This is a genomic window from Sphingopyxis sp. 113P3, from assembly GCF_001278035.1.
GTDB lineage: Bacteria > Pseudomonadota > Alphaproteobacteria > Sphingomonadales > Sphingomonadaceae > Sphingopyxis.
The window spans coordinates 313,926-338,075 of the sequence record NZ_CP009452.1; the positions used below are offsets into that span (position 1 = coordinate 313,926).

Genomic DNA, 24,150 nt, shown 5'->3' on the forward strand with positions numbered 1-24,150 from the left:
GTGGATCGGATATAAAGGATGCTTTATGTCGCGTTGCTGTTAGCGTCCGCGGCGCCGAAAGGCAATGGCAGCCGCGATGAGCAGCAGCGCGAGACCGACGGGCACGATGTTGCCGTAGCGCGCAAATGGCGTTGGTGCCCGCGCGCGCGGAATGGAGCTGTCGATCCGCCCCGCCTTGTGCATCGGAATCGCGTCGAGGACGCGCCCGTCCGCATCGATTACTGCACTGATGCCCGTCGGCGTCGCGCGTAGAACGGGCAAGCCCTCCTCGATCGCACGCAGCCGGGCCTGCGCCAGATGCTGCGGCGGACCCCAGGCGCCGAACCAGGCATCGTTCGATGGATTGAAGATGAAATCAGGACGGTAAGCGCGGTCGACCACTTGTCCCGAGAAGATGATCTCGTAACAGATTTGCAGACCGGCCCTGCCGAAGCGCCCGAGGTCGAGCGTTCGCGCACCCGGGCCAGGCCAGAAGTCGATATCGCCCGGTGCGAGCCGCGACAGACCGATGGCCGAGAGCAGAGAACGCATCGGCAGATATTCGCCGTAGGGGACAAGATGCGCCTTGTCGTAGCGCGGGCCGAGCGTGCCGTCGGAATGGACGGTCATGACCGCGTTGCGCGCGCCGACGACGTCCCCGGTGCGGTCGAGTTCGAGCTTGAGCGCGCCGAGCAGCATCAGGTCGCCTGCGTTCATGAGGTCGGTCAGCCGGCCGCGCGCCGCAGCCGGCGCGCGGTCGTAATAGACCGACGGATAGCCGGCCTCGAGGTAATCGGGGATTGCCGCCTCGGGCCAGAGGATCAGACGCGGGGTCTCATCCTTCGGAATCGTGAGCCGCGCGAGCTTGGCAAAATTGGCATCGGCCTTGCCGCCCTCCCATTTGTCCTCCTGTCCAATATTGGGCTGGACAAGGGTGACAGGGACCGCGCCCCGTTGCGAAGATTCGGCGACACTCATGTTCGCCAGCAGCGCTACCAGAAGCGGCACACAGAGAAACGCAATGGGGGCGAGGATCACGGTAGAAAAGAAGGTGCCGCTCTTGGGCTTGCTGCGAAAGGTTGCCGGCCAACGGAACGCCAGGCGCAGCCCCCATCCGACCCACAGCAGGGTGAGCCCCGACAGGCCGTACGTCCCGACGGTCTTCGCCGGTAAGGCCAGCGAAACCGGAACGAGAATTGCGCCCAGAGGATTCCAGGCGAAACCGGTGAAGATCCAGCTTCGCAGCCATTCGGTGAGCGTCCAGAAAGCTGCGAGTGCGAGGATGAAGGACAATGTTGGCACCGCAGCAACCGGGATTGCATTGGGCCTCGGGTTTCGGCTGCCTGCGGCGACCAAGGAAGTCGCGGCGTATCGTTTCAACGCCCACGTGCCCCATGCTGTGAGCGCTGGATAGAAGGCGAGATAAAGCGACAACAAGAGTACGGCGACCCAGCCGAGCCAGGCCGGCATCGCGGCCTGATAGGTGAAGGCGGTGGCGATCCAGTTGAGGCCGAGCGCGAAATGGCCCACCCCGAACGCCCAGCCCATTCCGAACGTGCGCCAGCCGCGAGTGCTGCGGGCGACGAGCGCCATCCAGCCCGCGAGCGCGAGCAGGGTCAGCGGCCAGAGGTTCAGCGGGGCGAAGCCTGTTGCAGAGACGAGCCCCAGAATGAACGCGGACAGCCTGGTATAGCGATCGGCAAGAGCGGTGATGCGGAGTAGAAATGCGGTCACGCGCGATGCCTTAGACGATCGGTCCGCATTTGTATCGCCAATTGGCGTGTGCGGGCTCACATCCGGCGGTGGCTGCGCATCGCAAAGCTCGACGTGATGCGCGAGACACCGGGGAGGCGCGAGAGGACGTCGCGATGAAACACGCCATAGTCGTCGATTCCGGCGATCTGGACGCGGAGGATATAATCGCCGTCACCGGTCATCAGGTACCATTCCTGAATTTCGGGGTGCCGGCGTAGCGCCGCCTCGAACCGGACGAGATATTCCTCCGTCTGCCGCTCAAGCTCGATCTGCACGATCGCGATCGTGCCTTCGTCGGGCGCCGTGCCCGAGACGATCGCGCTATAGCCGCGAATGACTCCCGACTGTTCGAGCAGGCGGACACGCCGAAGGCAGGCCGAAGGCGAGAGCCCGACCTCAGCGGCGAGCGCCCTGTTGGTGATCCGCGCGTTGAGGCGAAGGTGGGTGAGGATGCGCCGGTCGGCGTCGTCAAGCGCGTTCATGCAGAAAATTCCAATAATTCGCAGATTCTTCGAAAGTCGTGCGGTGTTCGGCCCGAACAATATATAGATCGGTGAAATATGCAGCATGATATTCGCTAACTCTCCTACTGGGAGCGCGATATGCAGCAGTTATCTTGCGTTGAAAGCTGTTCGAGCCGCCTTGGCATCGACCTCGATGCCCTGCGCGCCAATTACCGCACGCTCACCGAACGCGTAGCGCCCGCGCGCTGCGGTGCGGTGGTCAAGGCGAATGCCTATGGTCTCGGCGCAACGCGCGTCGGCGCTGCGCTGTATCGCGAAGGCTGCCGCACCTTTTTCGTCGCCCAGCTCTCGGAGGTCGCCCCGCTTGCAAGCGCGGTCGGCGCTGACGCTGCGATTTTCATTCTCAATGGGCTCGACCCTGCGAGCGAGGGAGCCTGCACTGCTGCTGGCGCTATCCCTGTGCTCAATTCCTTGTCGCAAGTCACGCGCTGGCGCGCCAGCGCCCGCAGGCTCGGATTTCCGCTTCCCGCTGCGCTACAGGTCGACAGCGGCATGTCGCGCCTCGGCCTCGCGGTGGAGGATGCGCTCGCGCTCGCCGCCGACCCCGCGTGCGCCCGCGAACTCGACCTCCGGCTGCTGATGACGCATCTTGCCTGCGCCGACGAGCCAGGCCGCGCTGCGAATGGGGAGCAGCTTGCTGCCTTTCGCCGGATTGCAGCGCATTTCCCGGGTGTCCCCGCGTCGATCGCCAACAGCGGCGGCGTCTTTCTCCCCCCACCATTCCACGCGGATCTCGCGCGTCCGGGCGTCGCATTGTTCGGGGTCGATCCGGGGCCCCACGCGGTAGGGCTGCGCCCCGTCGTCCAGCTTCACGCCCGGGTGCTCCAGATCCGCACCGTCGCGGCGGGAACCCGGGTCGGCTATGGCCTGGACCATATCGCCCCCGCGCCGCAGCGGCTTGCAACGATCGCGCTGGGCTATGCCGACGGCTGGCCGCGCTCCCTCGGCGGCGCGGGGGCCTTGTGGCACCGCGGCATACGGCTGCCCATCGTCGGGCGCGTTTCCATGGACAGCCTCACCGTCGACATCAGCGCCCTTCCCCAGGGCGAACTCGCCGAAGGCGATTTCGTCGAATGTCTTGGGCCCTCGCAGTCGCTCGCAGATGCGGCGCGCGACGCTCGAACCATCGCCTATGAGATACTGACGCGGCTCGGTGCACGTCACGCGCGCATCTTCGTCGAGGACGGCAACGCCGAGATCGTCCTGCCGGGGCGCGCGCCATGAAGATCATCGTAATGGGTGCCGGTGTCGTCGGCGTTGCTTCAGCCTGGTATCTTGCCGAGGCGGGGCACGAGGTTGTGCTCGTCGACCGTCAGCCCGGGCCGGCGCTCGAAACCAGCTTCGCCAATGCGGGCGAGATTTCGCCGGGCTATGCCTCGCCCTGGGCAGCGCCCGGCATTCCGGCAAAGGCTCTTCGCTGGCTGTTCATGAAACATGCGCCGCTGATCATCGAGCCGCGGCTCGACACGGCGATGCTGCGCTGGACGATCGCCATGCTGCGCAACTGTACCGCCGCGCGCTACGCGCTCAACAAGAGTCGCATGGTGCGGCTTGCCGAATACAGCCGCGATGAACTCGTCGCGCTGCGCGCCCGGCTGGGGCTCGACTATGACCATCGCTCGCAGGGCACCCTCCAGCTCTTTCGCACGCAAAAGCAGCTCGACGCGAGCGCCGGCGATATCGCTGTGCTTCGCGACTATGCTGTCCCGTTCGAGCTGCTTGATCGCAATGGCTGCCTTCGCGCCGAGCCGGGCCTCGCTGCTGCGCGAGATCGCTTCCTTGGCGGGCTTCGGCTCCCGCACGACGAGACCGGCGACTGTCATATCTTTACGAGCAAGCTCGCCGCGCTCCTGCCCGCAAAGGGGGGCGAGCTGCGATACAACACGCGGATCGATGGCCTCGAAATGGAGGGAGGAAAGGTTTCCGCGGTCCATACGTCCGCAGGCGTGCTGCGGGCAGACGCCTATCTGGTCGCTCTCGCCAGCTATTCGCCCGCGCTTTTGCGGCCACTGGGACTTCGACTTCCCATTTATCCGGTGAAGGGCTACTCGATCACGCTGCCGGTCGCCGATCCCGACTGCGCACCGGTTTCGACCCTGCTCGACGAAAGCCACAAGATCGCGATTACCCGGCTTGGGGGCCGTATCCGCGTTGGCGGCATGGCCGAGCTTTCCGGCTTCAATCGCGCGCTCCCGCCACGACGCGAAGGGACGCTGCGTCATTCGCTGAACGATCTTTTCCCCGGTGCTGCGGTCAATGAAGCGCCGTCCAATTTCTGGAGCGGGCTGCGCCCGATGACGCCCGACAGTACCCCGATCGTCGGGAAGACACCGATTGCGAACCTGTTCCTCAACGCCGGGCATGGCACTTTGGGCTGGACGATGGCATGCGGCTCGGGCCGTCTGATTGCCAGCCTCATCGGCGGCGAGGTACCGCCGATCGATCCCGAAGGTTTGGGGCTCGACCGCTATTCACTTTAACCCAGGGGAGATTGTCATGAGTATCGAGCGCCTTCATTCGGGTTCGCGCATGAGCCAAGCCGTTATCCATAACGGTATCGTGTACCTCGCGGGCCAGGTTGGCGCGCCGGGCGAGGATGCAGCCAGTCAGACCCGCGCCGTGCTCGCGCAGGTCGACAGCCTGCTCGCCGAAGCGGGCACCGACAGGTCGCGGTTATTGACCGCGATGATCTGGCTCGCCGACATGGCCGACTTCGGCGCGATGAACAGCGTATGGGAAGAGTGGTTGGGCGGCGCCGGCGCGCCGACCCGCGCGACCGGCGAGGTTCGCCTCGCGACCCCCGACTATAAGGTCGAGATCATCGTCACCGCGGCCTTGCCCTGAGCAAGTTCGGGGCGCGGCGGGTGATTACAGCATATATTTCATGCGAATTGCCTGCCGCGTCTCGCCGTCGAGGGCAAAGCTGGCCGCTCTGAAGCTTGGCGGGCCCACGGTGATCGCAGGATTGCGCGAAAATCCGAAGCCCTCCTTTGGCAGGAACAGGGCCTTGTCCATCCGGTTGTTCCCATTCTCGTCGTGGACTACGGCGATCGCATAGGTGCCATTGGCGGGCGCCTCGATGACGAAATCCGCCGCGGCCCCGGCCTTTACCGCCATCCGTACCGCGCCTTTGTCATCGCTGCAGTCGGGAAATGCCTTGGGGTTCGTGGTCAGGCAGACGAGCAACTGGCCTTTCGTGCTGCGCAGCCCGGTCACGCTGACTTCAACGCTCGGCGGGGCTGCGCTCGCGCCGATCAGGAGTGGCCAGAGAGCCAAGCCCGATATCCGTGCCGCACATTTTGTCCCAGAAGCGAAAATAGAGCCCATAATTTCCCCGATAGACCGCGTGGTGGGCCTCATGATGCGTCGCGGTTATCAGCCAGCGCCCCGCGCGTCCATGCACCAGTGCGCCGGGCGCGATTTCCCACCCCATATGATTGGTCACGCCCATCAGCGTCATGATGGCAAGGACGAGGCCGAGCACGGCCACATGGACCGGGATGACGAAGACCAGCGCTGGTATGACGACAGCGCCGGTAATCGCCTCAAGGGGATGAAAGCTCATCGCGGCCCATGCCGTCGGAGGACGGCTTGCGTGGTGTACCGCATGCGCCCGGCGGAACAGCCAGGGACGGTGCATCGCCCGGTGCGTCCAATAGAACCAGGCGTCGTGTATCAGCAGGAAGGCGAGCAGGCTCAAGGGCAAATACCAGAGCGGATAGGTGGCAGCATCAGTGTAGATGCGCGTCCAGCCCCGTGCCTGCCAGCCCCAGGCAACAAGACCAGCGGGGACGCCATAGATGGCGGCGCTCGCAAGGCTCCAGCCGATTTCGCGCCGGATCTGCAGTTCCAGTCCGCGATAGAGGCCCGGGTGCCGAAGCCGCGTTGCCAGGGCAAAGGCGCCGCTCGAGAGCAGATAGCGGCCCCCGACGATCAGCGTCATCGCAAGCGCCGAGAGCGCGATCGCGGCTGCCGCGCTCATTGGGGCGGGCTCGCCGTGCCGACGCCGAGCGCGCGCTGCATATAGACGGTGTCGAGCCAGCGCCCATGCTTCCACCCCATCCCGGTGAGGCGCCCTGCGTGCGCAAAGCCGCAGGCAGCGTGGAGGGCGACCGAGGCGGGCTCGCCGCCGCCGATCACCGCGACCATCGTGCGGAACCCTGCCGCTGCGGCCGCTGTCAAGAGCGCGCCGAGAAGCGTGCGGCCGATGCCGCAGCCCTGCTGCGACGGTGCAACATAGATACTATCCTCGCACGCCCAGGCGTAGGCAGCGCGCGGGCGGAATTGGCTGGCATAGGCAAAGCCCACGACATCGCCGTCAGCCGTGCGCGCGGCGAGAAAGGGCCAGCCTTTCGCATGATGCTCCGAGATCAGCGCGGCCGTCGCGACGACGCTGCGCGGTTCAACGTCGTAGGTCGCGGTGCCGCGCGCGACATGATGCGCATAGATGGATGCGATGGCCCGGGCATCGGCGGGCGCGGCAGGTTCGATGCAGAGGGCAGGCATAGACACGGGTGGATTTTGCAGCAAGCCGCGTCGAAAGTCATCTGCGCCGAATAGCGCGCCATTGGCCTTCCCCCCGCTCGCATGCTCGGCTAGGCCCGTCGCATGACCAGCACCCCGTCCTCGCGCTGTGACATTGCCATCGTCGGGGGCGGGCTGGCGGGCGGGCTTGCGGCGCTCGCGCTCGCAGCAAAGCGTCCCGAGCTTGACGTGCGGCTGGTCGAGGCGGGGCCGGTCGGGGGCAATCATATCTGGTCCTTCTTCGACAGCGACATCGCCAAGCGCGATCGCTGGCTCGTCGCGCCGCTCGTCCGCTACCACTGGCCGGCCTATCATGTCCGCTTTCCTGCCTATCACCGCACTTTGCGCATGGGGTACAAGAGCGTGACCAGCGAGGCATTGGCAGAGGCGATCGAAACGGCGCTGCCCGCGGGACACCTGATCGCCGATCGTGCGCTCCATGTCGCGACCGACCATGTGCTGCTTGCTGCGGGCGGACGGCTCGATGCGCGCCATGTCATCGACGCGCGCGGGGCGGCAAGCAATGGATCGGGGCTGAGCTGCGGCTGGCAGAAGTTTGTTGGACAGACGCTCCGCGTGAAGGGCGGGCACGGGCTTGCCCAGCCGGTCGTGATGGACGCCGCCGTTGAGCAACTCGAGGGCTATCGCTTCGTCTATCTCCTGCCGCTCGACGCCGAGACAATCTTTGTAGAGGATACTTATTACAGCGATACGCCCGACCTTGATGTCGTGGCGGTCCGGGACCGCATCCGGACCTATGCAGCAGCGCAGGGGTGGAAGATCTCGAAAAAAGCGCTACGCGAGGAGACCGGCGTCCTGCCGGTGGTGATCGCGGGCGACTTCGATCGCTATTGGCCGCCGTCGGACCGCACCGCGCGGATCGGCGTGCGGGCCGGCGCCTTTCACGCCACGACCGGCTATTCGTTGCCCGATGCAGTGCGCACCGCGGCGGCGCTTCCCGCGCTCATCGGTCCCGATCTGCCAGCCACGCTGCGTGAACGCGCGGCGACAGGTTGGCGGCGCCAGCGTTTCTATCGGATGCTCGACGCGATGCTCTTTCGGGCGGCCGAGCCCGGCGCACGCTATCGCATCTTCGAGCGCTTCTACCGGCTTCCCTCGGGGCTGATCGCGCGCTTTTATGCGGGCCGATCGCGGCCCGCCGACAAGCTGCGCCTGCTAGCCGGAAAGCCACCGGTTTCCGTTGGCCGCGCAATCGCCGCGCTGCGGCGCTTCGACTGGAAATGACGCAAACCGCCATTGTGATCGGTGCGGGCTTCGGCGGCCTTGCGCTTGCCATCCGCCTCCAGTCGGCGGGGGTGTCGACCACCATCATCGAGGCACGCGATGGGCCGGGCGGGCGCGCCTATCATTGGCGGCGAGAGGGATATATTTTCGACGCGGGGCCGACCGTCATCACCGATCCGCCGTGTCTTGAGGAATTATGGGCGCTGAGCGGGCAGCAAATGGCCGGAGACGTTGAACTCCTACCCGTCGCCCCCTTCTATCGCCTCGACTGGCCCGACGGGTCGCGGTTCGACTATTCGAACGACGAGCCGGCGCTCCGTGCACAGATCGCGAGGCTCAATGCCGCCGACATCGCCGGCTACGAGCGGTTCCTTGAATATGCGAAAGGCGTGCATCGCGAGGGCTATGTGAAGCTTGGCTCGGCCGCCTTTCTCGACTTCGCCTCGATGCTCCGCGCTGCCCCTGCACTGATGCGATATCAGGCCTGGCGCAGCGTCTATTCGGTGGTCTCATCCTTTGTCCGCGACGAGCGGCTGCGGCAGGCGCTGTCGTTCCATACGCTGCTCGTTGGCGGCAATCCGATGACCACGAGCGCGATCTACGCGCTGATCCACACGATCGAGAAGCAGGGCGGTGTCTGGTGGGCGCGCGGCGGGACCAACGCGCTGGTCAGCGGGATGGTACGGCTCTTCGAAAGGTTGGGCGGTACGCTTCGCCTCGCCGATGCGGTGGCGAGAATCGAAACGCAGGGCGACCGCGCGAGCGGCGTCGTCACGCAGAGCGGCTGGCGGGCAGCCGCCGATATGGTCGCCTCCAATGGGGACCTGATGCACAGCTATCGCGACCTGCTCGGCCACAGGCGCGGCGCCATCGTTGCAAGAGGTCTCGCGAAAAAGCGCTGGTCACCCTCGCTGTTCGTCGTCCATTTCGGCGTAAGAGGCGATTACCCCGATATTGCGCACCACAGCATCCTCTTCGGGCCACGCTACAAGGGGCTGCTCGACGACATCTACCGGCATGGGAGGGTGCCTGACGACTTTTCGCTCTACCTTCATCATCCCAGTGCGACCGATCCGGGAATGGCGCCCCCCGGGCATGCCACTTTCTATGCGCTCGCCCCGGTTGCGCATCTTGGAAAAGCGCCCGCAGACTGGGACGGGGCGTTCGGGAAGCGTTTTGCCGACGCCGTGCTCGCGGAGGTCGAACGGCGCGTGCTGCCAGGGCTGCGCGACAATCTGGTGACCCGGTTTCACTATACGCCGCGCGATTTCGAAGCAGACCTTGCTGCACACCTTGGCAGCGCTTTCAGCCTTGAGCCGTTGCTGCGGCAGAGCGCCTATTTTCGCGCCCACAACCGCGATGACCATATTTCGAATCTTTACTTCGTCGGCGCGGGGACGCATCCCGGCGCTGGAATTCCCGGGGTGGTCGGCAGTGCCAAGGCGACGGCCGCCCTGATGCTGAACATATAGTTCCGTTCGCGCCGCGAGCGGGTAAGGATAGACCTATGAAACGCCTCGCCGTCTATTGCGGGTCCGCGACCCCGGCCGACCCCGTCTATATCGAAACCGCCCGCCATGTCGGCCGCACCTTGGCGAGTCGCGGGATCGGCGTCGTGTACGGCGGCGGCCGCCTCGGGCTGATGGGAGCGGTCGCGGATTCGGCGCTCGAAGCCGGCGGCGAGGTGATCGGCGTAATCCCCGACGCGCTGGTCGGCACCGAAGTTGCGCACCGCGGCGTCACGGAGCTCCACGTCGTCTCGGGGATGCACGAGCGCAAGCGCATGTTCACCGATCTCGCCGACGGCTTCCTCACCATCCCGGGCGGCGTCGGGACGATGGACGAGCTGTGGGAGGCGATCAGCTGGGCGCAGCTTGGTTACCACGCCAAGCCCGTGGGCCTGCTCAACGCTGCGGGCTTCTACAACAATCTGATCGCCTTCAACCGCCGAATGATCGAAACCGGGTTCATCCGCCCAGCGCATGCGGGCATCCTGATTGTCGATGCCGGGATCGACGAGCTGCTCGACAAGATGGAGGGCTATCAGCCGCACGAGCCAATTTTCGCGATGAAGGCCGACGATCTTTGATGAGCGAAGCGGGGGGCTATGATGCCCAGGCCCTGCACGGCTTCGCGCACGACAGCATTGCGCAGGGCTCCAAAAGCTTTGCGCTCGCGAGCCAGCTGTTCGACCGGATCACGCGCGAGAGGGTGTGGTTGCTCTACGCCTGGTGCCGCGCCGCGGACGACCTGGTCGATGGGCAGGATCATGGCGGGCCGATGGGAGTGGGGCACGACGCCCAGGCGGCGCTGGCGCGCATCCGCGCGCTGACCGACCGCGCCTTTGCGGGCGAACCCACCGGCGAAGCCGCGTTCGATGCGCTCGGCCTTTTGCTTACCGAAATTGTCATTCCCCGCGCCGTTATCGACGACATCATCGCGGGCTTTGAACTCGACGCCGACGATTGGAGGCCGCGCAGCGAGGCGGACCTCCTCCGCTATGCCTATCATGTCGCAGGCGCGGTGGGCGTCGCAATGGCGCATGTAATGGGAATTGATCCTGCGGACGAGACGACGCTCGACCGCGCATCGGACCTTGGCATCGCTTTTCAGCTCGCCAATATCGCGCGCGACATCGCCGAGGATGCCGCCGCCGACCGCTGCTACCTGCCCGACGAGTGGCTCGCCGAACTCGACATTCCGCCCGGCCAGCACATGCACCCTGCCTTTCGTTCGCGGCTCAGCGTGATGGCGAAATGGCTCGCCGAGATGGCGGAAGAATATGAGGCGTCGGCGCGCTGGGGCGCGCGCAAGCTCAGGCCGCGAAGCCGCTGGGCGGTGCTCGCCGCGACCGGCATCTATGGCGACATCGCACGCGAGGTCCGCCGCCGCGGCGACCATGCCTGGGACCACCGCGCGTCGAGCTCGCTTGCCGCCAAGCTCGGCTGGGTGGCGCGCGCCGGCTGGTCGGTCCTGCGCCGCCCGCCGCAGCGGCGGATCAGTCGCGAAGGGCTGTGGACGCGGTCACGGACGGAGAAAGGGACATGAGCGAGCTCGAGTGGCTGGCGGCAGCGTTGGTGCTGATCAATGTGGCCTTGGTCGCGCGGCGGAGCATATGGAATTACCCCTTCGCGCTCGTAGCGGTCAGCCTCTATGCAATCGTGTTCTTCGAGGCGAAACTCTACAGCGACATGCTGCTCCAGGGCTTTTTCTTCGCGCTCAATATCTATGGGTGGTGGAACTGGCTGCGCGCGAAGGAGGAAAAGGGCGTCCCGGTCGGATGGCTCGCGCGCCGCGACCGCCAATTCTGGATGATCGCGACAATCGCGGCGTGGGCCGCATGGAGCGCCATGATGCAGCGCTTCACCGATGCAGCGGCCCCCTGGGCCGATGGCGGCATTGCGATGGCGAGCATCGCGGCGCAAGCCTTGCTTGCACGGCGCCGCGTCGAAAGCTGGTGGCTGTGGATTCTGGTCGATCTGATCGCGGTGCCCCTCTTCGCATGGCGGGGCCTCTATGCGACGAGCGCGGTCTATGTCGTGCTGCTCGGCATTTCGATAGCGGGGCTGGCCCAATGGCGCCGCGCCGCGGCGGACGGGACGCTTCTGGCATGACGCGGCACATCTGCCTCCATGGCGCCGAAAGCACCGGAAAGTCGACGCTCGCCCCGCGCATTTCGGCCCGGCTCGGCGCGGTCGTCGTGCCCGAATATGGCCGTCTCTATGCCGAGGCGAACGGCACCGCGTTCGAGGAGGCGGATCTGCTCGCGATCTTCGATGGCCATGTCGCAGCGACCCGCGCGGCGCGGGCGGAGCGTCCCGAGTGGCTGATCTCTGATACCGACCCATTAATGACGCAGGCATGGGCAATCATGTTGCTCGGTCGCCGCCTGCCGGCGATCGATGCATGGCAGGATACCGCTGACTTCTACCTCGTTCCCGCGATGGACCTGCCATGGAGGGAGGATGGCACCCGTCTTTTCGGGAGCGTCGCGGACCGGCGGCGGTTCATGGAAGTGGCAATCGGCGAGCTCGATCGCAGGACGCTCCCCTGGGCCTGGGTCGAGGGCGAAGGGGACGCCCGGCTCGAAAGCGCGCTGGCGGCGCTCAGGGCCGGAGGACTGGGATAGCGGACAGGTCTAAGAGGGGCCGAACGGGGTGGTTCGCTTTTCCGCGGGGACCCAGGAAAGACCCTTATTGCCGCTACCCGGAATGACGATCGCGCAATTCGCGTTTGAGCACCTTGCCGATCGGACTGCGTGGCAGTTCGTCGACAATCTTGATCGCGCTGAGGCGCTGAGTCTTGCCGACCCTGGCATTGCAGTCGGCGCGAACCGCCTCGGGGTCGGCGCCATCCTTCAGCACGACGAACGCCACGGGCGTCTCGCCCCATTCTTCGCTCGGCATGCCGACGACGGCGGCTTCGACGACGCGCTCGTCCGCGGTCAGGATCGCTTCGAGGTCGCTCGGGAAGATGTTGAAGCCGCCCGAGATGATCATGTCCTTTGCCCGGTCCATGAGAGTGAGGAATCCGTCCTCGTCGATCCGGCCGATGTCGCCGTGGCGATAGAAAAGATTTCCTTCTGCATCGTACCAATGCATCGCCTTGGTCGCGTCGGGGCGGTTGTTATAACCCGTCATCATTGCAGGGCTCCGGCCGACCAGCTCGCCGACCGAGCCTTGCGGCAGTTCGTTGCCGTCTTCGTCGATCACCTTGGCGATATGGCCGGGCGCGGGTTTGCCGACGGTGTGGAGCTTGTCCGGATATTGATGCGCTTCGAGGATGAATGTCGCTCCGCCCTCGGTCATGCCGTAGATTTCGACCAGCCCGCCCGGCCAGCGTTTCAGCACATCGGCCTTGAGCGCAGCGGGGAAGGGCGCCGAGGTGCAATATTTCATGACGAAGCTCGAAAGGTCGAAGCGGTCGAAATCCTCCAGGGCCATGATACGGCGATACTGCACAGGCACGAGCATCGTATTGGTCGCCCGCTCGCGCTCGGCGAGTTCGAGGAATCCCCGAGCGTCGAATTTCTTCATCAGCACAACCTGCCCGCCCGACCCGAGGGTTGGCAGGAAGCTTGCCATTGTCGTGTTTGAATAGAGCGGGGTTGAAAGGATCGTCACCGCCGCCGGCCCATAGGCTGGGGCGCCGCGCTGGATATGCTGCCAGCGCATTGCATGGCTGTGCACGATGCCCTTCGGCGTACCCGTCGTGCCCGACGAATAGATGATATTGAAGCCGTCAAGCGGATCGATCGTCACCGGCGCCGGGGCAGCGCCCTCTGCCGCCATCCAGATATCGAGCGGCGTGCCGACGTCACTGCCGTCCATCGCGATGCGATCGCTCGCGGTGACGATCTGACCTTCAAGGCTTGCCGAAGCGGCGCTGTCGAGGAACAGGTGGCGCGCGCCCGTGTCAGCGATCATCGCCGCCATCTGTTCTCCGGTCGCGCTGTTGGTGATCAGCCCCGCGACTCCGCCGGCGCGCAGCGTGCCGAGGATGACCGCCACCTGCTCGACACTGTTCAGCCCTGCGATCGCGGTTCGATCTCCCTTCGTCAGCCCGTCCTCCTGCAGCCGCGCGGCGATTCGGTCGACGATCCGGTCGAGCTCGAGCCAGCTGAGGCGCCGGAACGGATCGGCGGCCGCTACGGCACCGGGACGTTTTTTTGCGTGAGCGCGAACGAGGTCGGGCAGGGTGGCGAAGTCGGTTGCGAGGATGTCGTCGGTGGTCATGGCGACCCGTTAGCACAGCAGCGCCGGTCTGCAACGCCGCGAGGAAATATCGGCGGCGAGCTTGCTTGACCAAAAGTTTCAACTCGCTACTCACCCCTTGCATAATCAAAGCAGATAGCTCCGGAGACGATGCCCGATGCACCCTTCAGTCCATGCCCGCACCAATCCTCAAAAGCCGGCGGTCATCGTCGCCGAGACGGGCGAGGCGATCAGCTATGCAGAGCTCGACGCAGCGTCGAACCGCGCGGCGCAGATGTTCCGCGCGCATGGGCTGGAGCATGAGGATGTCATTGCCTTCATGCTCGACAACACGCCGCACTATTACGGGCTGACCTGGGGCGCACAGCGCGCTGGGCTTCGCTATGTCTGCATCTCGTCGCGGCTGACGCAGGACGAGACCGACTATATTCTGGAAAATTCGGGCGCGAAGATGCTGGTGGTGGCCGCGAGCCTTGCACCGGCCGCGCTTCAGCTCCAGACGAAGATCGAACGCTTCTCGATGGGCGGCGAGATTGCCGGCTGGCCGAAGATCGAGGATGAGCTCGCAAGGATGCCCGCCGATCCCATCGCCGACGAGCGTGCCGGTGTCGACATGCTCTATTCGTCGGGGACCACCGGGCGGCCCAAGGGCGTGCGCGTGCCGCTGCCCGAAGAGCCGGCGATCGATGCGCCCAACAGCTTGGTCATGCTCGCCTCGATGGCGTTCGGCATCAATTCCGAGAGCATCTATCTCTCGCCCGCACCGCTTTATCACGCTGCGCCGCTGCGCTGGTCGATGACGATCCATCGTCTGGGCGGGACGGTGGTCTTGATGAAGAAATTCGATCCCGAAGGCGCGCTTGCGGCGATCCAGCACTATCGCTGCAACGCGGCGCAATTTGTGCCCACCCATTTCGTCCGCATGCTGAAGCTGCCCGAGGCGGTGCGCGCGCAATATGATGTATCGACGATGAAGAGCGCAATTCACGCCGCGGCGCCCTGCCCGATCCCGGTCAAGCAGGCGATGATCGACTGGTGGGGGCCGGTCCTGCTCGAATATTATGCGGGGTCGGAGGGCAATGGCATGACCTTTGCGACCAGCCAGGACTGGCTTGCGCACAAGGGCACGGTGGGCCGCGCGATCAACGGCGTCGTCCATATCGTGGGCGAGGATAATGAAACCGAGGTGCCGGTCGGGGAGGAAGGGACGGTCTTCTTCGAAAGTGAAAGCGTCTTCGAATATCACGATGATCCCGAGAAGACTGCCTCCAGCCGCAATTCAAAAGGCTGGTCGACGCTCGGGGACGTCGGCAAGCTCGACGCAGACGGCTTTCTTTATCTGACCGACCGCAAGAGCTTCATGATCATCTCCGGCGGGGTGAATATCTATCCGCAGGAGATCGAAAACCACCTTGTCACCCATCCCAAGGTCGCCGACGTTGCCGTGGTCGGCGGGCCGCACGAGGAAATGGGCGAAGAAGTGATTGCGGTAGTCCAGCCGGCGGACATGGCCGATGCAACCGACGCCTTTCGCGACGAGCTGATCGCATACGCGCGGGAGAAACTCTCGGGCGTGAAGATCCCGCGCCGGATCGACTTTCTCGATGCGCTGCCGCGCCACGACACGGGCAAACTCTACAAGAGGCTGCTGCGCGACCGCTATTGGGAGCAGGCGAAGGAAAGGGCGTGACCCGATGACCAACCGCGTCGAATTCTTCTTCGATTTGTCGAGCCCGTGGACCTGCCTCGCCTTTCACAATTTGCCAGCCATACTCGAGCGCAACGGCGTGAGCGCGCGCTATTGCCCGATCCTGGTCGGCGGGGTGTTCAATGCGGTAAACCCGGCGATCTATGCCGCGCGAGAGCAGGCCGACAACCGGCGGATGCAGCACAGCTGGAAGGTACTGAAAGATTGGGCGCAGCTTGCCGGTGTCCCGATGAACTTCCCCTCAAGATGGCACCCTGCAAAGAGCGTGACCGCGATGCGCTTTGCCGCAGCGCTCGAGGACGACCAGTCCTCGCTCGTCCGTTTCGCGCGCGCTGCCTTTGCGAGCTACTTCGATCGCCAGGAAAATCTTGACGATCCTGACGTGCTCGAGGCCGTCGCCGACGCCGAGGGGCTCGACGGGGCGGCGATTCGCGCCGCGGCAGGCAGCGAATCCGTCAAGGCGCGGCTGCGCGCGAACACCGAGGAGGTCATCGCGCGCGGCGGTTACGGTTCCCCCACCATCTTCGTCGACGGCGACGACATGTATTTCGGAAACGACCAATTGCCGCTCGTCGAAGCGGCCCTCAAACGCTGACGCGAAGGACTCTCCCATGAAGGACCGGATTTCCATCACCATGCTGGACGGCGGGATCGCCGATGTCCGGCTTATCCGTACCGACAAGCTCAATGCCCTCGACGCAGCGATGTGGTCGGCGCTGGCCGAGGCCGTCGACGAGCTCAAGGCGCAGCAGGGCCTTCGCGTCGTCGTTCTGTCGGGCGAGGGGCGCGCCTTCTGCGCAGGCCTTGACCTCTCCAGCCTCAGCGCCGAGCGTGATCCGGGCGCGAGCAGCGCGGGGGGCAGCTTGTCCGATCGTACGCGCGGAATTGCGAACAACGCCCAATATGCAGCATGGGGCTGGCGCGAGCTGCCGGTGCCGGTGATCGCCGCCGTGCATGGTGTTGCATTCGGCGCAGGCAGTCAGATCATGGCGGCGGCCGACATCCGCATCGTCCACCCCGACACGCGCATCGCGATCATGGAGATGCGCTGGGGCCTCGTCCCCGATGTTGCCGGAATGGCGCTATGGCGTACGCAGGTCGCCGACGACGTGCTGCGCGAGCTGATATACACCAACCGGGAATTTACAGGCTCGGAGGCGAAGATGCTGGGCTTTGCGACCCATGTGTCCGACGATCCCCTGGCGAAGGCGCTCGAGCTTGCCGAGGTGATCGCGAACAAGAATCCGCACGCCATTCGCGGTGCCAAGCGCCTCTGCAACATGCTCGCCGACGCCACCGACGCCGAGATCCTGCAAGCCGAAAGCGATGAACAGGTGAAGGTCATCCGCACTCCCAATCAGATGGAGGCGGTGATGGCAGGGATGGAGAAGCGGAAGCCGAATTTCGTGGATTGACTTGACCCCGGGGGCTCGAGCCGGACAGCTTCGTCAAAGAAGCGCAAGAAAGCGCGCCGCGTTGTTCCAGTCGGCTTCGCGCCGTCGGCGCGCTTTTTGCGCCTCGCTGTCGGCGCCCCAGCGGCGTTCCTGGTAGAGTTCGTCGAGGTTGACCGCCTCCCACAGCGCGGCGGCGTCGAATGCGCGCTCCGCAAGCGCGAGCGCGGCGACGAGCGAACCCCCAATGGTCACGATGGGCGTCAGCGCGGCGAGGCGGTAAGGATCGTAGATGAGAAGCGCGCCGCGCAGCGCCGCAACGGTGGCGGGCGGCTGGTCGACCGGAATGACGCCCTGCGCGAGGGTGAATTCGATGCCGTGGCGATCCTCGGCCCATGCGAGCAGCGGGTTCCACGCCGCGGCCTGCTCGGCCTGGAGCGCGGCGTCGCGGGCGTCGCGGTAGCACAGAAGGTCGCTCTCGGCATAAGCGGCGATGGGTGCGGCGAAGGTGGCGGGGTCAGGGCGCGCAAGGTCGATGGCGGCGTTGGCAAGTCCGGTGAGCGGCATCGCCGCTGGATCGAGCCGGTTGTCCTGCGCGCCCCATTCGGCCGCAATGGCTTCAGCCAGCGCGCGGCTCGCGACTACGAGCGGCGCGCGCCCTGGGGTATTTACCGCGCGCCCATCGAGCGCGATGCCCCATCCGCCGTCCGCTGCAACGGCCTTGGCCTCTTTCCAGAACCTCTTCATCGCGCGTCGGGCGACCGCCAGCGCCGCGCGAGGATCTTTGGCATCACCGTGAAATCGAACAGGCCGACCAGCACCACGGCGACTCCTATCCATCGGTCGGCAGGCTGGCCGGCGAGGGTCCAGCCGCCACGGATCAGCACAAAGCCCGCGAGGGTGAAAAGAGCGCCCGTGATGCGGATGGCGTTGAGCGCGATGAAACGCTTCTTGGCGAGGGCGTCGTTTGCCGTGGTTGTCATGCGTTCTTCCTAGCGCCGCCGAGCTCACGCATCAAATGGGCGAGGGCGCCGTGGCCTGTACGTTCGATACCGTCCGCGACGCGCGCTCGCTCGTCAGCATCCTTGTTCTGCGACAGCTTGATCGTCGGGCGCCAGGCGGTGATGGGCATTTCAAAGGCGAGGATCGCGCCCGTCAGCTTGCCGAAACAGGCCGGATCCATCTTGCCTCGCGTCCAAGGCGGATCTTCGCCGGCCCGGGCTTCGTGAAGCGCTGCGAGCGCGTCGAGCTGGGCGACGAGACCGGCATCATCGAGTTGGCGGGGCACGCCCTCCATCTCGACTGCGACATAGTTCCAGGTTGGCACCGCCTTTGTCTGATCGGCGTACCAGTTCGCGCTGACATAGGCGTCGGGACCCTGCACGACCACCAGCGCCGCGGCGCCTGCGAGATGCTTCGTCAACCCATTGCCACGCGCGAGATGAAATTGCAGCGTCGTTGCGTCCTCACTGAGGATCACCGGCGCATGAGCGACCCGCGGGCCGTCAGGCGTGCCGGCGAAGATCGCGGCAAAGCCGATCTCGCGCACAAGCAAGGCGGCGAGATCGTCCTGCTCGGGGCGGAAGGCGGAGTTGGGGTGCATCAGCGGGGCTTTTTGGGAGGCGCCTTGCGATTGGCCGGGGCGCGTTTCGCAGGGCCCTTGGCCTTGGCTTCGGCGCGTCCGCGCCGCTCGCCGCGGCGCGCCTTTCGCACCTGCTTCGCATGCGCCTTGGCTTTCGCCTTCTCGATCGTTCGGTTTGAGGGTTTCGGCGCCTCTTCGGCGACGACATCACCGAGCAGCAGGTCAAAGCCGAGCGCGTCCAGGCTTGCGGCGAAATGGTCGGGAACCGGCGCCGAAATATCGAGTGCGCCTCCATCGGGATGATCGACGCGAAGCCGGCGGCTGTGCAGGTGAAGCTTGCGGCTGATCGTTCCGGTCAGGAAGGCGCCCTTGCCGCCATATTTGCCATCGCCGACGATTGGGTGGCCGATTGCTGCCATATGCACGCGAAGCTGGTGGGTGCGCCCGGTCAGAGGCTGTAATTCGACCCATGCAGCGCTGTTGCCCGCGCGCTCAATGATCCGGTAGCGCGTCCTCGAGGGCAGCCCCTTTTCGTCGACATGCATTTTCTCGCCGCCCGATCCGGGTTGCTTCGCGAGCGGCAGGTCGATTTCGCCCTGCGCGATGTCGGGCACCCCGACGATGATCGCCCAATAGGTCTTGCGCGCGCTGCGGTTTGAAAAGGCTTTGGCGAACCAGGCCGCCGCGCGCGGCGTGCGCGCGACGAGCAGCGCGCCCGACGTATCCTTGTCGAGGCGATGGACAAGCTTGGGGCGCACAGCCGCGTCGAACTGAAGCGCATCGAGCAGACCGTCGACATGGCTGTCCGTCTTGGTGCCACCCTGCGTTGCAAGGCCGGGGGGTTTGTCGAGCACCAGCGCGCTCGCATCGCGGTGGAGCACCATCGATGTAGCGAGTGCGACGTCGGCGTCGGTGAGCGGACGTCCTTTGCGCGCCGGGCGCGCAGCAGGGGCGGCGGGCGGGACGGGCATCGCGATGCGCTGTCCCGCCTCGATGCGGTCCGACACGTCGGCCTTGCGGCCATCGAGGGTCAGCTCGCCTGACCGTGCCCAGCGCGCCAGGAGCGCGTGCGGTGTGCCCGGCCGGTGGCGCTTGAACCAGCGGTCGAGACGAATGCCGTCATCCTCTTCAGCGACGACGGCTGCGTCGCGATCCTGGGCGGGCGCACTCATGCCGGAAGCTCGCGCATGATCAGCATTCCAAGGCCGCAGGCCGCAATGGCGGCGATCACCGAGGACAGGACATAGATGGCAGCTTGCAGGATGGCGCCGCGTTCGAAGAGCATCCAGAATTCGAGGCTGAAAGAGGAAAAGGTCGTGAAGCCGCCCAGGATTCCCACGCCAAGAAATAGGCGCGCCGTGTCGCTCCCCCCGCTCCGCGCGAACCAGCCGATCAGCACGCCCATGAGCAGGCTGCCCAATATGTTGATCGACAGCGTCCACCACGGAAAGCCGGGCCCGAACCGAGCCAGCATCAGCTGACCGACGATATGGCGGGCGCCGGCGCCAATTGCGCCGCCGATCATGACAGGGAAAAGGCCGTTCATGCGCCCGCCCTAGCCGCAAAAGCGGCCGAGGCAAAGAATTGCGTCGCCAGGGCTCGACGAGAGCGAGCACTGATGCGGGGCGGCATGACGCCCCGCAAACCCCAAGGGCGCAGACGGCGCTCCGCGATGCGCGCGCGGTTGCGCTTTGTGTCCTGGGCAAGCGATAGCGCCCTGATGGAGGCTGAAAGGCGGGGGGACGGCGCCGAGCGGCCGGCGCGGGAGCAATCCTCGGCGAGTGCGGTCACTGCATCCGGTTCATATCATCCATGAAGAAACGATTGCGGCCGCTTGCCAGCGCGCGCTCTCTGTGGCAGGGGCGCGCTTCCCTTTACGGAAGGGCGCTTAGCTCAGTTGGTAGAGCATCTCGTTTACACCGAGAGGGTCGGCGGTTCGAGCCCGTCAGCGCCCACCACGAACTTTCCTTTCTCTTCCGCGTTTGATGCTGTGTCGGCTGTCGGCGGCAAGAGCGGAAGGATATCCTCGCGCCATGCCTCCTCGAAGGCTCCTGCCGCTGCGGCGCGGTACGCTTCTCGGTTCAGAGCCACACGCCGGTGCCCTATCAGCTTTGCTATTGCTCGATCTGCCGGAAGCAACAGGGCGGTGGCGGCTATGCGATCAACCTTGGCGCCGACGCGGCGTCGCTCAGGGTCGATGGCGCAGACAATCTGGGGGTCTACCGCGCGCGCATCGCCGACGAGCAACATGAAGGCTGCGGCCTGTCGAGCGGAGAGCGGCGGTTTTGCCGTTCCTGCGGGTCGGCGCTGTGGCTCTATGATCCGACGTGGCCCGAGCTGGTCCATCCCTTTGCAAGCGCTATCGATTCGGACCTTCCGGTCCCGCCATCGCGCGTTCACCTCATGCTCAAATACAAGGCGGGCTGGGCAGAACCAAGGATTGGCGCAGGTGACAAGAGCTTTGACCTCTATCCCGAGCAATCGATCGAGGAATGGCACAAAGACCAGGGGCTATGGATCGACTGATCGCAGCGCCGCTCGGGCACGGAGGGGGACGAGAGGATACCCCTCGCCCCCGTTTTCGTCTCAGGCCGCGAGCTTCCTCAGCACGTAGTGGAGGATGCCGCCGTTCATATAATATTCGATCTCGTTCGCCGTATCGATGCGGCAGAGCGTGTCGAACGCGAAGGTCGAGCCGTCGGGGCGCGTAACATTGACGGTTACGCTCTGACGAGGCTTGAGGTCCGCGATGCCGGTGATCGTGAAGACATCGTCGCCCGTCAGACCGAGCGTCTCGCGCGTCTGGCCGTCCTGGAACTGCAGCGGGAGTACCCCCATGCCGACGAGGTTCGAGCGGTGGATTCGCTCAAAACTCTCGACGATCACCGCGCGGACGCCGAGGAGGTTCGTGCCCTTCGCCGCCCAGTCGCGTGACGATCCCGTGCCATATTCCTTGCCGGCGATGACAACGAGCGGTGTCCCGTCGGCCTTGTGGCGCATCGCCGCGTCGTAGATCGGCATCACTTCGGAGCCGTAGCGCGACATGCCCCCCTCGATACCCGGAACCATTTCGTTCTTGATCCGGATGTTCGCGAACGTTCCGCGCATCATGACCTCGTGGTGGCCGCGGCGAGCGCCATAGCTGTTGAAGTCGGCCTTGCTTACCTGATGCTCCATCAGCCACTTACCGGCCGGGCTGTCCGCCTTGATGCTGCCCGCGGGACTGATGTGGTCGGTCGTTATGCTGTCACCGAGGATCGCGAGCGGCTTCGCGCCGACAATGTCCGACACCGGCGCCGGGGTCATTTCCATCCCTTCGAAATAGGGCGGGTTTGCAACATAGGTCGAGCCCGCGCGCCACTGATAGGTATCGCTGCCCTCGACCTCGATCTTTTGCCAGTGCGCGTCGCCCTGGTAGACATGCGCGTAGCGCGCTTCGAACATTTCGCGATCGACCGCCCCGCCAATCGCATCGGCGACTTCCTTATTGGTCGGCCAGATGTCGGCGAGGAAGACGTCCTTGCCCTCCTTGTCCTGCCCGATCGGCGTGGTGGTGAAATCCTCGGTCACCGTTCCCTTCAGGGCATAGGCGACGACGAGAGGCGGCGAGGCGAGGAAGTTTGCGCGAACGTCGGGTGACACGCGGCCTTCAAAGTTGCGGTTGCCCGAGAGGACCGAGGCGGCAACGATATCATTGCCGTTGATTGCAGCCGAAATCGGCTCCGCCAGCGGCCCCGAATTGCCGATGCAGGTGGTGCAGCCATATCCAACAAGATTATAGCCGATCGCGTCGAGATGCTCCTGCAGCCCCGCCTTGGCAAGATAGTCGGTGACGACCTGCGACCCCGGCGCCAGGCTGGTCTTGACCCACGGCTTCGGCTTCAGACCGCGCTCGTTCGCTTTCTTGGCGACGAGGCCCGCGGCGACCATGACCCCGGGGTTCGAGGTGTTGGTGCAGCTGGTGATCGCGGCGATCACCACATCGCCGTCGCCGATGTCGTGTGACTTGCCCTCGACCGCGACGCGCTTCGGTGTGCTCTTTCCGTAGACCGCCTTGAGATCGGCGTTGAACACATCGTCGACTTCGGTCAGCACGACCTTGTCCTGCGGCCGCTTCGGCCCGGCGAGGCTCGGTACGACGGTACCCATGTCGAGTTCGAGCGTGTCGGTGAAGACGGGGTCGGGCATGTCGGCCGAGAGCCACAGCCCCTGCTTCTTGGCATAAGCTTCCACCAGCGCGATATTCTCTTCGCTGCGCCCCGTGAGGCGCATGTAATCGAGCGTCTTGTCGTCGATCCCGAAGAAACCGCAGGTCGCGCCATATTCGGGGGCCATGTTGGCGAGAGTCGCGCGGTCGGCGAGGCTGAGCGAAGCAAGGCCCGGTCCGAAATACTCGACGAAACGCCCGACGACGCCCTTGGCGCGCAGCATCTGCGTCGCGGTGAGCACGAGGTCGGTTGCGGTAACACCTTCCTTCAATTGACCGGTGAGCTTGAAGCCGACGACTTCGGGGATCAGCATCGACACGGGCTGGCCGAGCATCGCGGCTTCGGCCTCGATCCCGCCGACGCCCCAGCCGAGTACGCCAAGACCGTTGATCATCGTGGTGTGGCTGTCGGTGCCGACGCAGGTGTCGGGATAGGCGACCGTCTCGCCCGAAGCATCCTCGCTCGACCACACGGCCTGCGCGATATGCTCAAGATTGACCTGGTGGCAGATGCCCGTGCCCGGGGGCACCGCCTTGAAGTTCGACAGCGACTTCGACCCCCATTTCAGGAAGTCATAGCGTTCGCCGTTGCGGTAATATTCGATCTCGACATTCTGCTCGAACGCCTTGGGATGACCGAACTCGTCGACCATCACCGAGTGGTCGATGACGAGGTGGACGGGGACGAGCGGGTTGATCTTCGACGTGTCACCGCCGAGCGTGGCGATCGCATCGCGCATTGCCGCGAGATCAACCACGCAGGGAACGCCCGTGAAGTCCTGCAGCAGCACGCGCGCCGGGCGGTACTGGATCTCGCGGGTCGAAACGGGGTTCGACTGCCAGTCGACGATCGCCTGCACATCGTCAGCCGAGACGGTGAAGCCTCCGTCCTCGAAACGAAGCAGATTTTCGAGCAGAACCTTCATGCTGAAGGGAAGCCGCGACACATCGCCCAGCTTTGCCGCGGCCTTTTCGAGCGAGTAATAGGCGTAGGTCTTGCCCCCGACGTCGAGCGTCGAACGGGTTCCAAGCGTGTCGTGGCCGGTGGTGGTCATGTGCAGTTCCCTCTTCGGGCGCGGCGGGGAAAGACGGCCCCCGGCCCGGTCAGGAGAGCGGGGCCGCAGGGAGTCGCGCGCGCGGGTTTATGTCGGCGCCGCCTTACGCCGGAGGGCGGGAAATGCAAGGGGTCTGGGTTTGCGTCGGCTGCACAGCGAGATCGGGCATGGATGGCACCTCCTTGTCAAACCGGCCGGGGAGGGCTCGGCGGACGGTTCGGAATAACGGGCGGAATGCACGGCTTTTTGGATGTACAGGGTCGCGGCAGCGCTTATCGGGCGAAGGCGGCCGCTACTGTCCGAGTGCTGAGGCTATGGTGCTGAAGACGGTGGCGAGGTTGAGGCCCAGCATCTGGAAGGCGACGATCGAGGCGACCGCGATCAGCGCAGCGAGGAGCCCATATTCAATGGCGGTCGCGCCCGTCTGGTCGTTGATGAGACGCTTGGTCGTCATGCGATTTCGTCC

At 65.2% G+C, this 24,150-nt stretch carries 26 protein-coding genes and 1 tRNA gene; 14 read left to right on the top strand and 13 right to left on the bottom strand.

The window, feature by feature from the left end; genetic code table 11:
- Positions 1 to 39: 39 nt before the first annotated feature.
- Together lnt and LH20_RS01330 are read right to left on the bottom strand one after the other, a co-directional pair.
- The gene (gene lnt, locus LH20_RS01325; protein ID WP_235527074.1) at positions 40 to 1,713 is read right to left on the bottom strand and encodes an apolipoprotein N-acyltransferase; all 1,674 of its coding nucleotides are present in this window, start codon (positions 1,711 to 1,713) and stop codon (positions 40 to 42) included.
- Between the two features lie 56 nt (positions 1,714 to 1,769).
- The gene (locus LH20_RS01330) at positions 1,770 to 2,216 is read right to left on the bottom strand and encodes an Lrp/AsnC family transcriptional regulator (RefSeq protein ID WP_053556006.1); all 447 of its coding nucleotides are present in this window, start codon (positions 2,214 to 2,216) and stop codon (positions 1,770 to 1,772) included.
- Between the two features lie 120 nt (positions 2,217 to 2,336).
- Here LH20_RS01330 and alr point away from each other — a divergent pair, with 120 nt between their 5' ends.
- Genes alr through LH20_RS01345 form a run of 3 tightly spaced genes read left to right on the top strand, consistent with a single transcriptional unit; the run spans position 2,337 to position 5,102 of the window.
- On the top strand, positions 2,337 to 3,482 hold the full coding sequence (alr, locus tag LH20_RS01335) for an alanine racemase (protein ID WP_053552669.1): 1,146 nt from the start codon (positions 2,337 to 2,339) through the stop codon (positions 3,480 to 3,482).
- On the top strand, positions 3,479 to 4,738 hold the full coding sequence (locus LH20_RS01340) for a D-amino acid dehydrogenase (RefSeq protein ID WP_053552670.1): 1,260 nt from the start codon (positions 3,479 to 3,481) through the stop codon (positions 4,736 to 4,738). The genes alr and LH20_RS01340 overlap by 4 nt, the downstream gene beginning before the upstream one ends.
- A 16-nt stretch (positions 4,739 to 4,754) precedes the next feature.
- Complete coding sequence (locus LH20_RS01345; RefSeq protein ID WP_053552671.1) at positions 4,755 to 5,102, top strand: RidA family protein; 348 nt, start codon at positions 4,755 to 4,757, stop codon at positions 5,100 to 5,102.
- Positions 5,103 to 5,126: 24 nt separating this feature from the next.
- Here the strand turns inward: LH20_RS01345 and LH20_RS01350 are convergent, their stop codons facing one another.
- The 3 genes from LH20_RS01350 to LH20_RS01360 are packed head-to-tail and all read right to left on the bottom strand — an operon-like array spanning position 5,127 to position 6,764.
- Positions 5,127 to 5,534, bottom strand: a complete 408-nt coding sequence (locus tag LH20_RS01350; RefSeq protein ID WP_321164228.1) for a DUF2141 domain-containing protein — start codon at positions 5,532 to 5,534, stop codon at positions 5,127 to 5,129.
- The gene (locus LH20_RS01355) at positions 5,482 to 6,240 is read right to left on the bottom strand and encodes a sterol desaturase family protein (protein WP_053552673.1); all 759 of its coding nucleotides are present in this window, start codon (positions 6,238 to 6,240) and stop codon (positions 5,482 to 5,484) included. Before LH20_RS01355 ends, LH20_RS01350 begins: the two co-directional genes overlap by 53 nt.
- Positions 6,237 to 6,764, bottom strand: a complete 528-nt coding sequence (locus LH20_RS01360) for a GNAT family N-acetyltransferase (RefSeq protein WP_053552674.1) — start codon at positions 6,762 to 6,764, stop codon at positions 6,237 to 6,239. The genes LH20_RS01355 and LH20_RS01360 overlap by 4 nt, the downstream gene beginning before the upstream one ends.
- A 102-nt stretch (positions 6,765 to 6,866) precedes the next feature.
- Here LH20_RS01360 and crtY point away from each other — a divergent pair, with 102 nt between their 5' ends.
- Genes crtY through LH20_RS01390 form a run of 6 tightly spaced genes read left to right on the top strand, consistent with a single transcriptional unit; the run spans position 6,867 to position 12,156 of the window.
- Positions 6,867 to 8,027 (top strand): lycopene beta-cyclase CrtY, encoded by a 1,161-nt coding sequence (gene crtY / locus LH20_RS01365; protein WP_053552675.1) that lies wholly within the window; start codon positions 6,867 to 6,869, stop codon positions 8,025 to 8,027.
- Positions 8,024 to 9,499, top strand: coding sequence for a phytoene desaturase (locus LH20_RS01370; RefSeq protein WP_053552676.1), 1,476 nt, complete (start codon positions 8,024 to 8,026; stop codon positions 9,497 to 9,499). Before crtY ends, LH20_RS01370 begins: the two co-directional genes overlap by 4 nt.
- A 35-nt stretch (positions 9,500 to 9,534) precedes the next feature.
- Positions 9,535 to 10,116 (top strand): TIGR00730 family Rossman fold protein, encoded by a 582-nt coding sequence (locus LH20_RS01375; RefSeq protein WP_053552677.1) that lies wholly within the window; start codon positions 9,535 to 9,537, stop codon positions 10,114 to 10,116.
- Positions 10,116 to 11,075, top strand: a complete 960-nt coding sequence (locus tag LH20_RS01380) for a phytoene/squalene synthase family protein (RefSeq protein WP_053552678.1) — start codon at positions 10,116 to 10,118, stop codon at positions 11,073 to 11,075. The genes LH20_RS01375 and LH20_RS01380 overlap by 1 nt, the downstream gene beginning before the upstream one ends.
- Positions 11,072 to 11,641: a nicotinamide riboside transporter PnuC gene (gene pnuC / locus LH20_RS01385; RefSeq protein WP_053552679.1), complete on the top strand. Its 570-nt coding sequence runs from the start codon at positions 11,072 to 11,074 to the stop codon at positions 11,639 to 11,641. Before LH20_RS01380 ends, pnuC begins: the two co-directional genes overlap by 4 nt.
- Positions 11,638 to 12,156 carry an AAA family ATPase gene (locus LH20_RS01390; RefSeq protein WP_053552680.1) on the top strand — a complete coding sequence of 173 codons (519 nt, stop codon included), beginning with the start codon at positions 11,638 to 11,640 and terminating at the stop codon, positions 12,154 to 12,156. Before pnuC ends, LH20_RS01390 begins: the two co-directional genes overlap by 4 nt.
- 73 nt (positions 12,157 to 12,229) lie before the next feature.
- On the opposite strand, the gene LH20_RS01395 is transcribed toward LH20_RS01390, so the two are convergent.
- Complete coding sequence (locus LH20_RS01395; RefSeq protein ID WP_053552681.1) at positions 12,230 to 13,762, bottom strand: class I adenylate-forming enzyme family protein; 1,533 nt, start codon at positions 13,760 to 13,762, stop codon at positions 12,230 to 12,232.
- A 136-nt stretch (positions 13,763 to 13,898) separates the two neighbouring features.
- Between LH20_RS01395 and LH20_RS01400 the strand changes: the two genes are divergently transcribed.
- From LH20_RS01400 to LH20_RS01410, 3 genes are read left to right on the top strand one after another with little or no spacing between them, the layout of a single operon-like run.
- Positions 13,899 to 15,431, top strand: a complete 1,533-nt coding sequence (locus LH20_RS01400) for an acyl-CoA synthetase (protein WP_053552682.1) — start codon at positions 13,899 to 13,901, stop codon at positions 15,429 to 15,431.
- A gap of 4 nt (positions 15,432 to 15,435) precedes the next feature.
- Entirely contained in the window at positions 15,436 to 16,044 is a 609-nt protein-coding gene (locus LH20_RS01405; RefSeq protein WP_053552683.1) for a 2-hydroxychromene-2-carboxylate isomerase, read from the top strand.
- 16 nt (positions 16,045 to 16,060) lie between these two features.
- Positions 16,061 to 16,864 carry a crotonase/enoyl-CoA hydratase family protein gene (locus tag LH20_RS01410; RefSeq protein ID WP_053552684.1) on the top strand — a complete coding sequence of 268 codons (804 nt, stop codon included), beginning with the start codon at positions 16,061 to 16,063 and terminating at the stop codon, positions 16,862 to 16,864.
- Between the two features lie 33 nt (positions 16,865 to 16,897).
- On the opposite strand, the gene LH20_RS01415 is transcribed toward LH20_RS01410, so the two are convergent.
- The 5 genes from LH20_RS01415 to crcB are packed head-to-tail and all read right to left on the bottom strand — an operon-like array spanning position 16,898 to position 19,968.
- Positions 16,898 to 17,587, bottom strand: coding sequence for an ATP12 family chaperone protein (locus LH20_RS01415; protein ID WP_053552685.1), 690 nt, complete (start codon positions 17,585 to 17,587; stop codon positions 16,898 to 16,900).
- Positions 17,584 to 17,823 carry a hypothetical protein gene (locus LH20_RS01420; protein ID WP_053552686.1) on the bottom strand — a complete coding sequence of 80 codons (240 nt, stop codon included), beginning with the start codon at positions 17,821 to 17,823 and terminating at the stop codon, positions 17,584 to 17,586. Before LH20_RS01420 ends, LH20_RS01415 begins: the two co-directional genes overlap by 4 nt.
- Positions 17,820 to 18,443: an FMN-binding negative transcriptional regulator gene (locus LH20_RS01425; protein ID WP_053552687.1), complete on the bottom strand. Its 624-nt coding sequence runs from the start codon at positions 18,441 to 18,443 to the stop codon at positions 17,820 to 17,822. Before LH20_RS01425 ends, LH20_RS01420 begins: the two co-directional genes overlap by 4 nt.
- On the bottom strand, positions 18,443 to 19,594 hold the full coding sequence (locus LH20_RS01430; RefSeq protein ID WP_053552688.1) for an RluA family pseudouridine synthase: 1,152 nt from the start codon (positions 19,592 to 19,594) through the stop codon (positions 18,443 to 18,445). Before LH20_RS01430 ends, LH20_RS01425 begins: the two co-directional genes overlap by 1 nt.
- On the bottom strand, positions 19,591 to 19,968 hold the full coding sequence (crcB, locus tag LH20_RS01435; RefSeq protein ID WP_053552689.1) for a fluoride efflux transporter CrcB: 378 nt from the start codon (positions 19,966 to 19,968) through the stop codon (positions 19,591 to 19,593). Before crcB ends, LH20_RS01430 begins: the two co-directional genes overlap by 4 nt.
- 336 nt (positions 19,969 to 20,304) lie before the next feature.
- Between crcB and LH20_RS01440 the strand changes: the two genes are divergently transcribed.
- Positions 20,305 to 20,380 (top strand) — tRNA-Val (locus tag LH20_RS01440).
- Positions 20,381 to 20,444: 64 nt separating this feature from the next.
- On the top strand, positions 20,445 to 20,948 hold the full coding sequence (locus LH20_RS01445; protein WP_053552690.1) for a GFA family protein: 504 nt from the start codon (positions 20,445 to 20,447) through the stop codon (positions 20,946 to 20,948).
- A 60-nt stretch (positions 20,949 to 21,008) separates the two neighbouring features.
- Here LH20_RS01445 and acnA read toward each other — a convergent pair whose 3' ends face one another.
- Together acnA and LH20_RS22655 are read right to left on the bottom strand one after the other, a co-directional pair.
- Entirely contained in the window at positions 21,009 to 23,684 is a 2,676-nt protein-coding gene (gene acnA / locus LH20_RS01450) for an aconitate hydratase AcnA (protein WP_053552691.1), read from the bottom strand.
- A gap of 292 nt (positions 23,685 to 23,976) precedes the next feature.
- A complete protein-coding gene (locus LH20_RS22655; protein WP_083455240.1) occupies positions 23,977 to 24,138 on the bottom strand; it encodes a Flp family type IVb pilin in 162 nt (53 codons plus the stop codon).
- Positions 24,139 to 24,150: the final 12 nt, after the last annotated feature.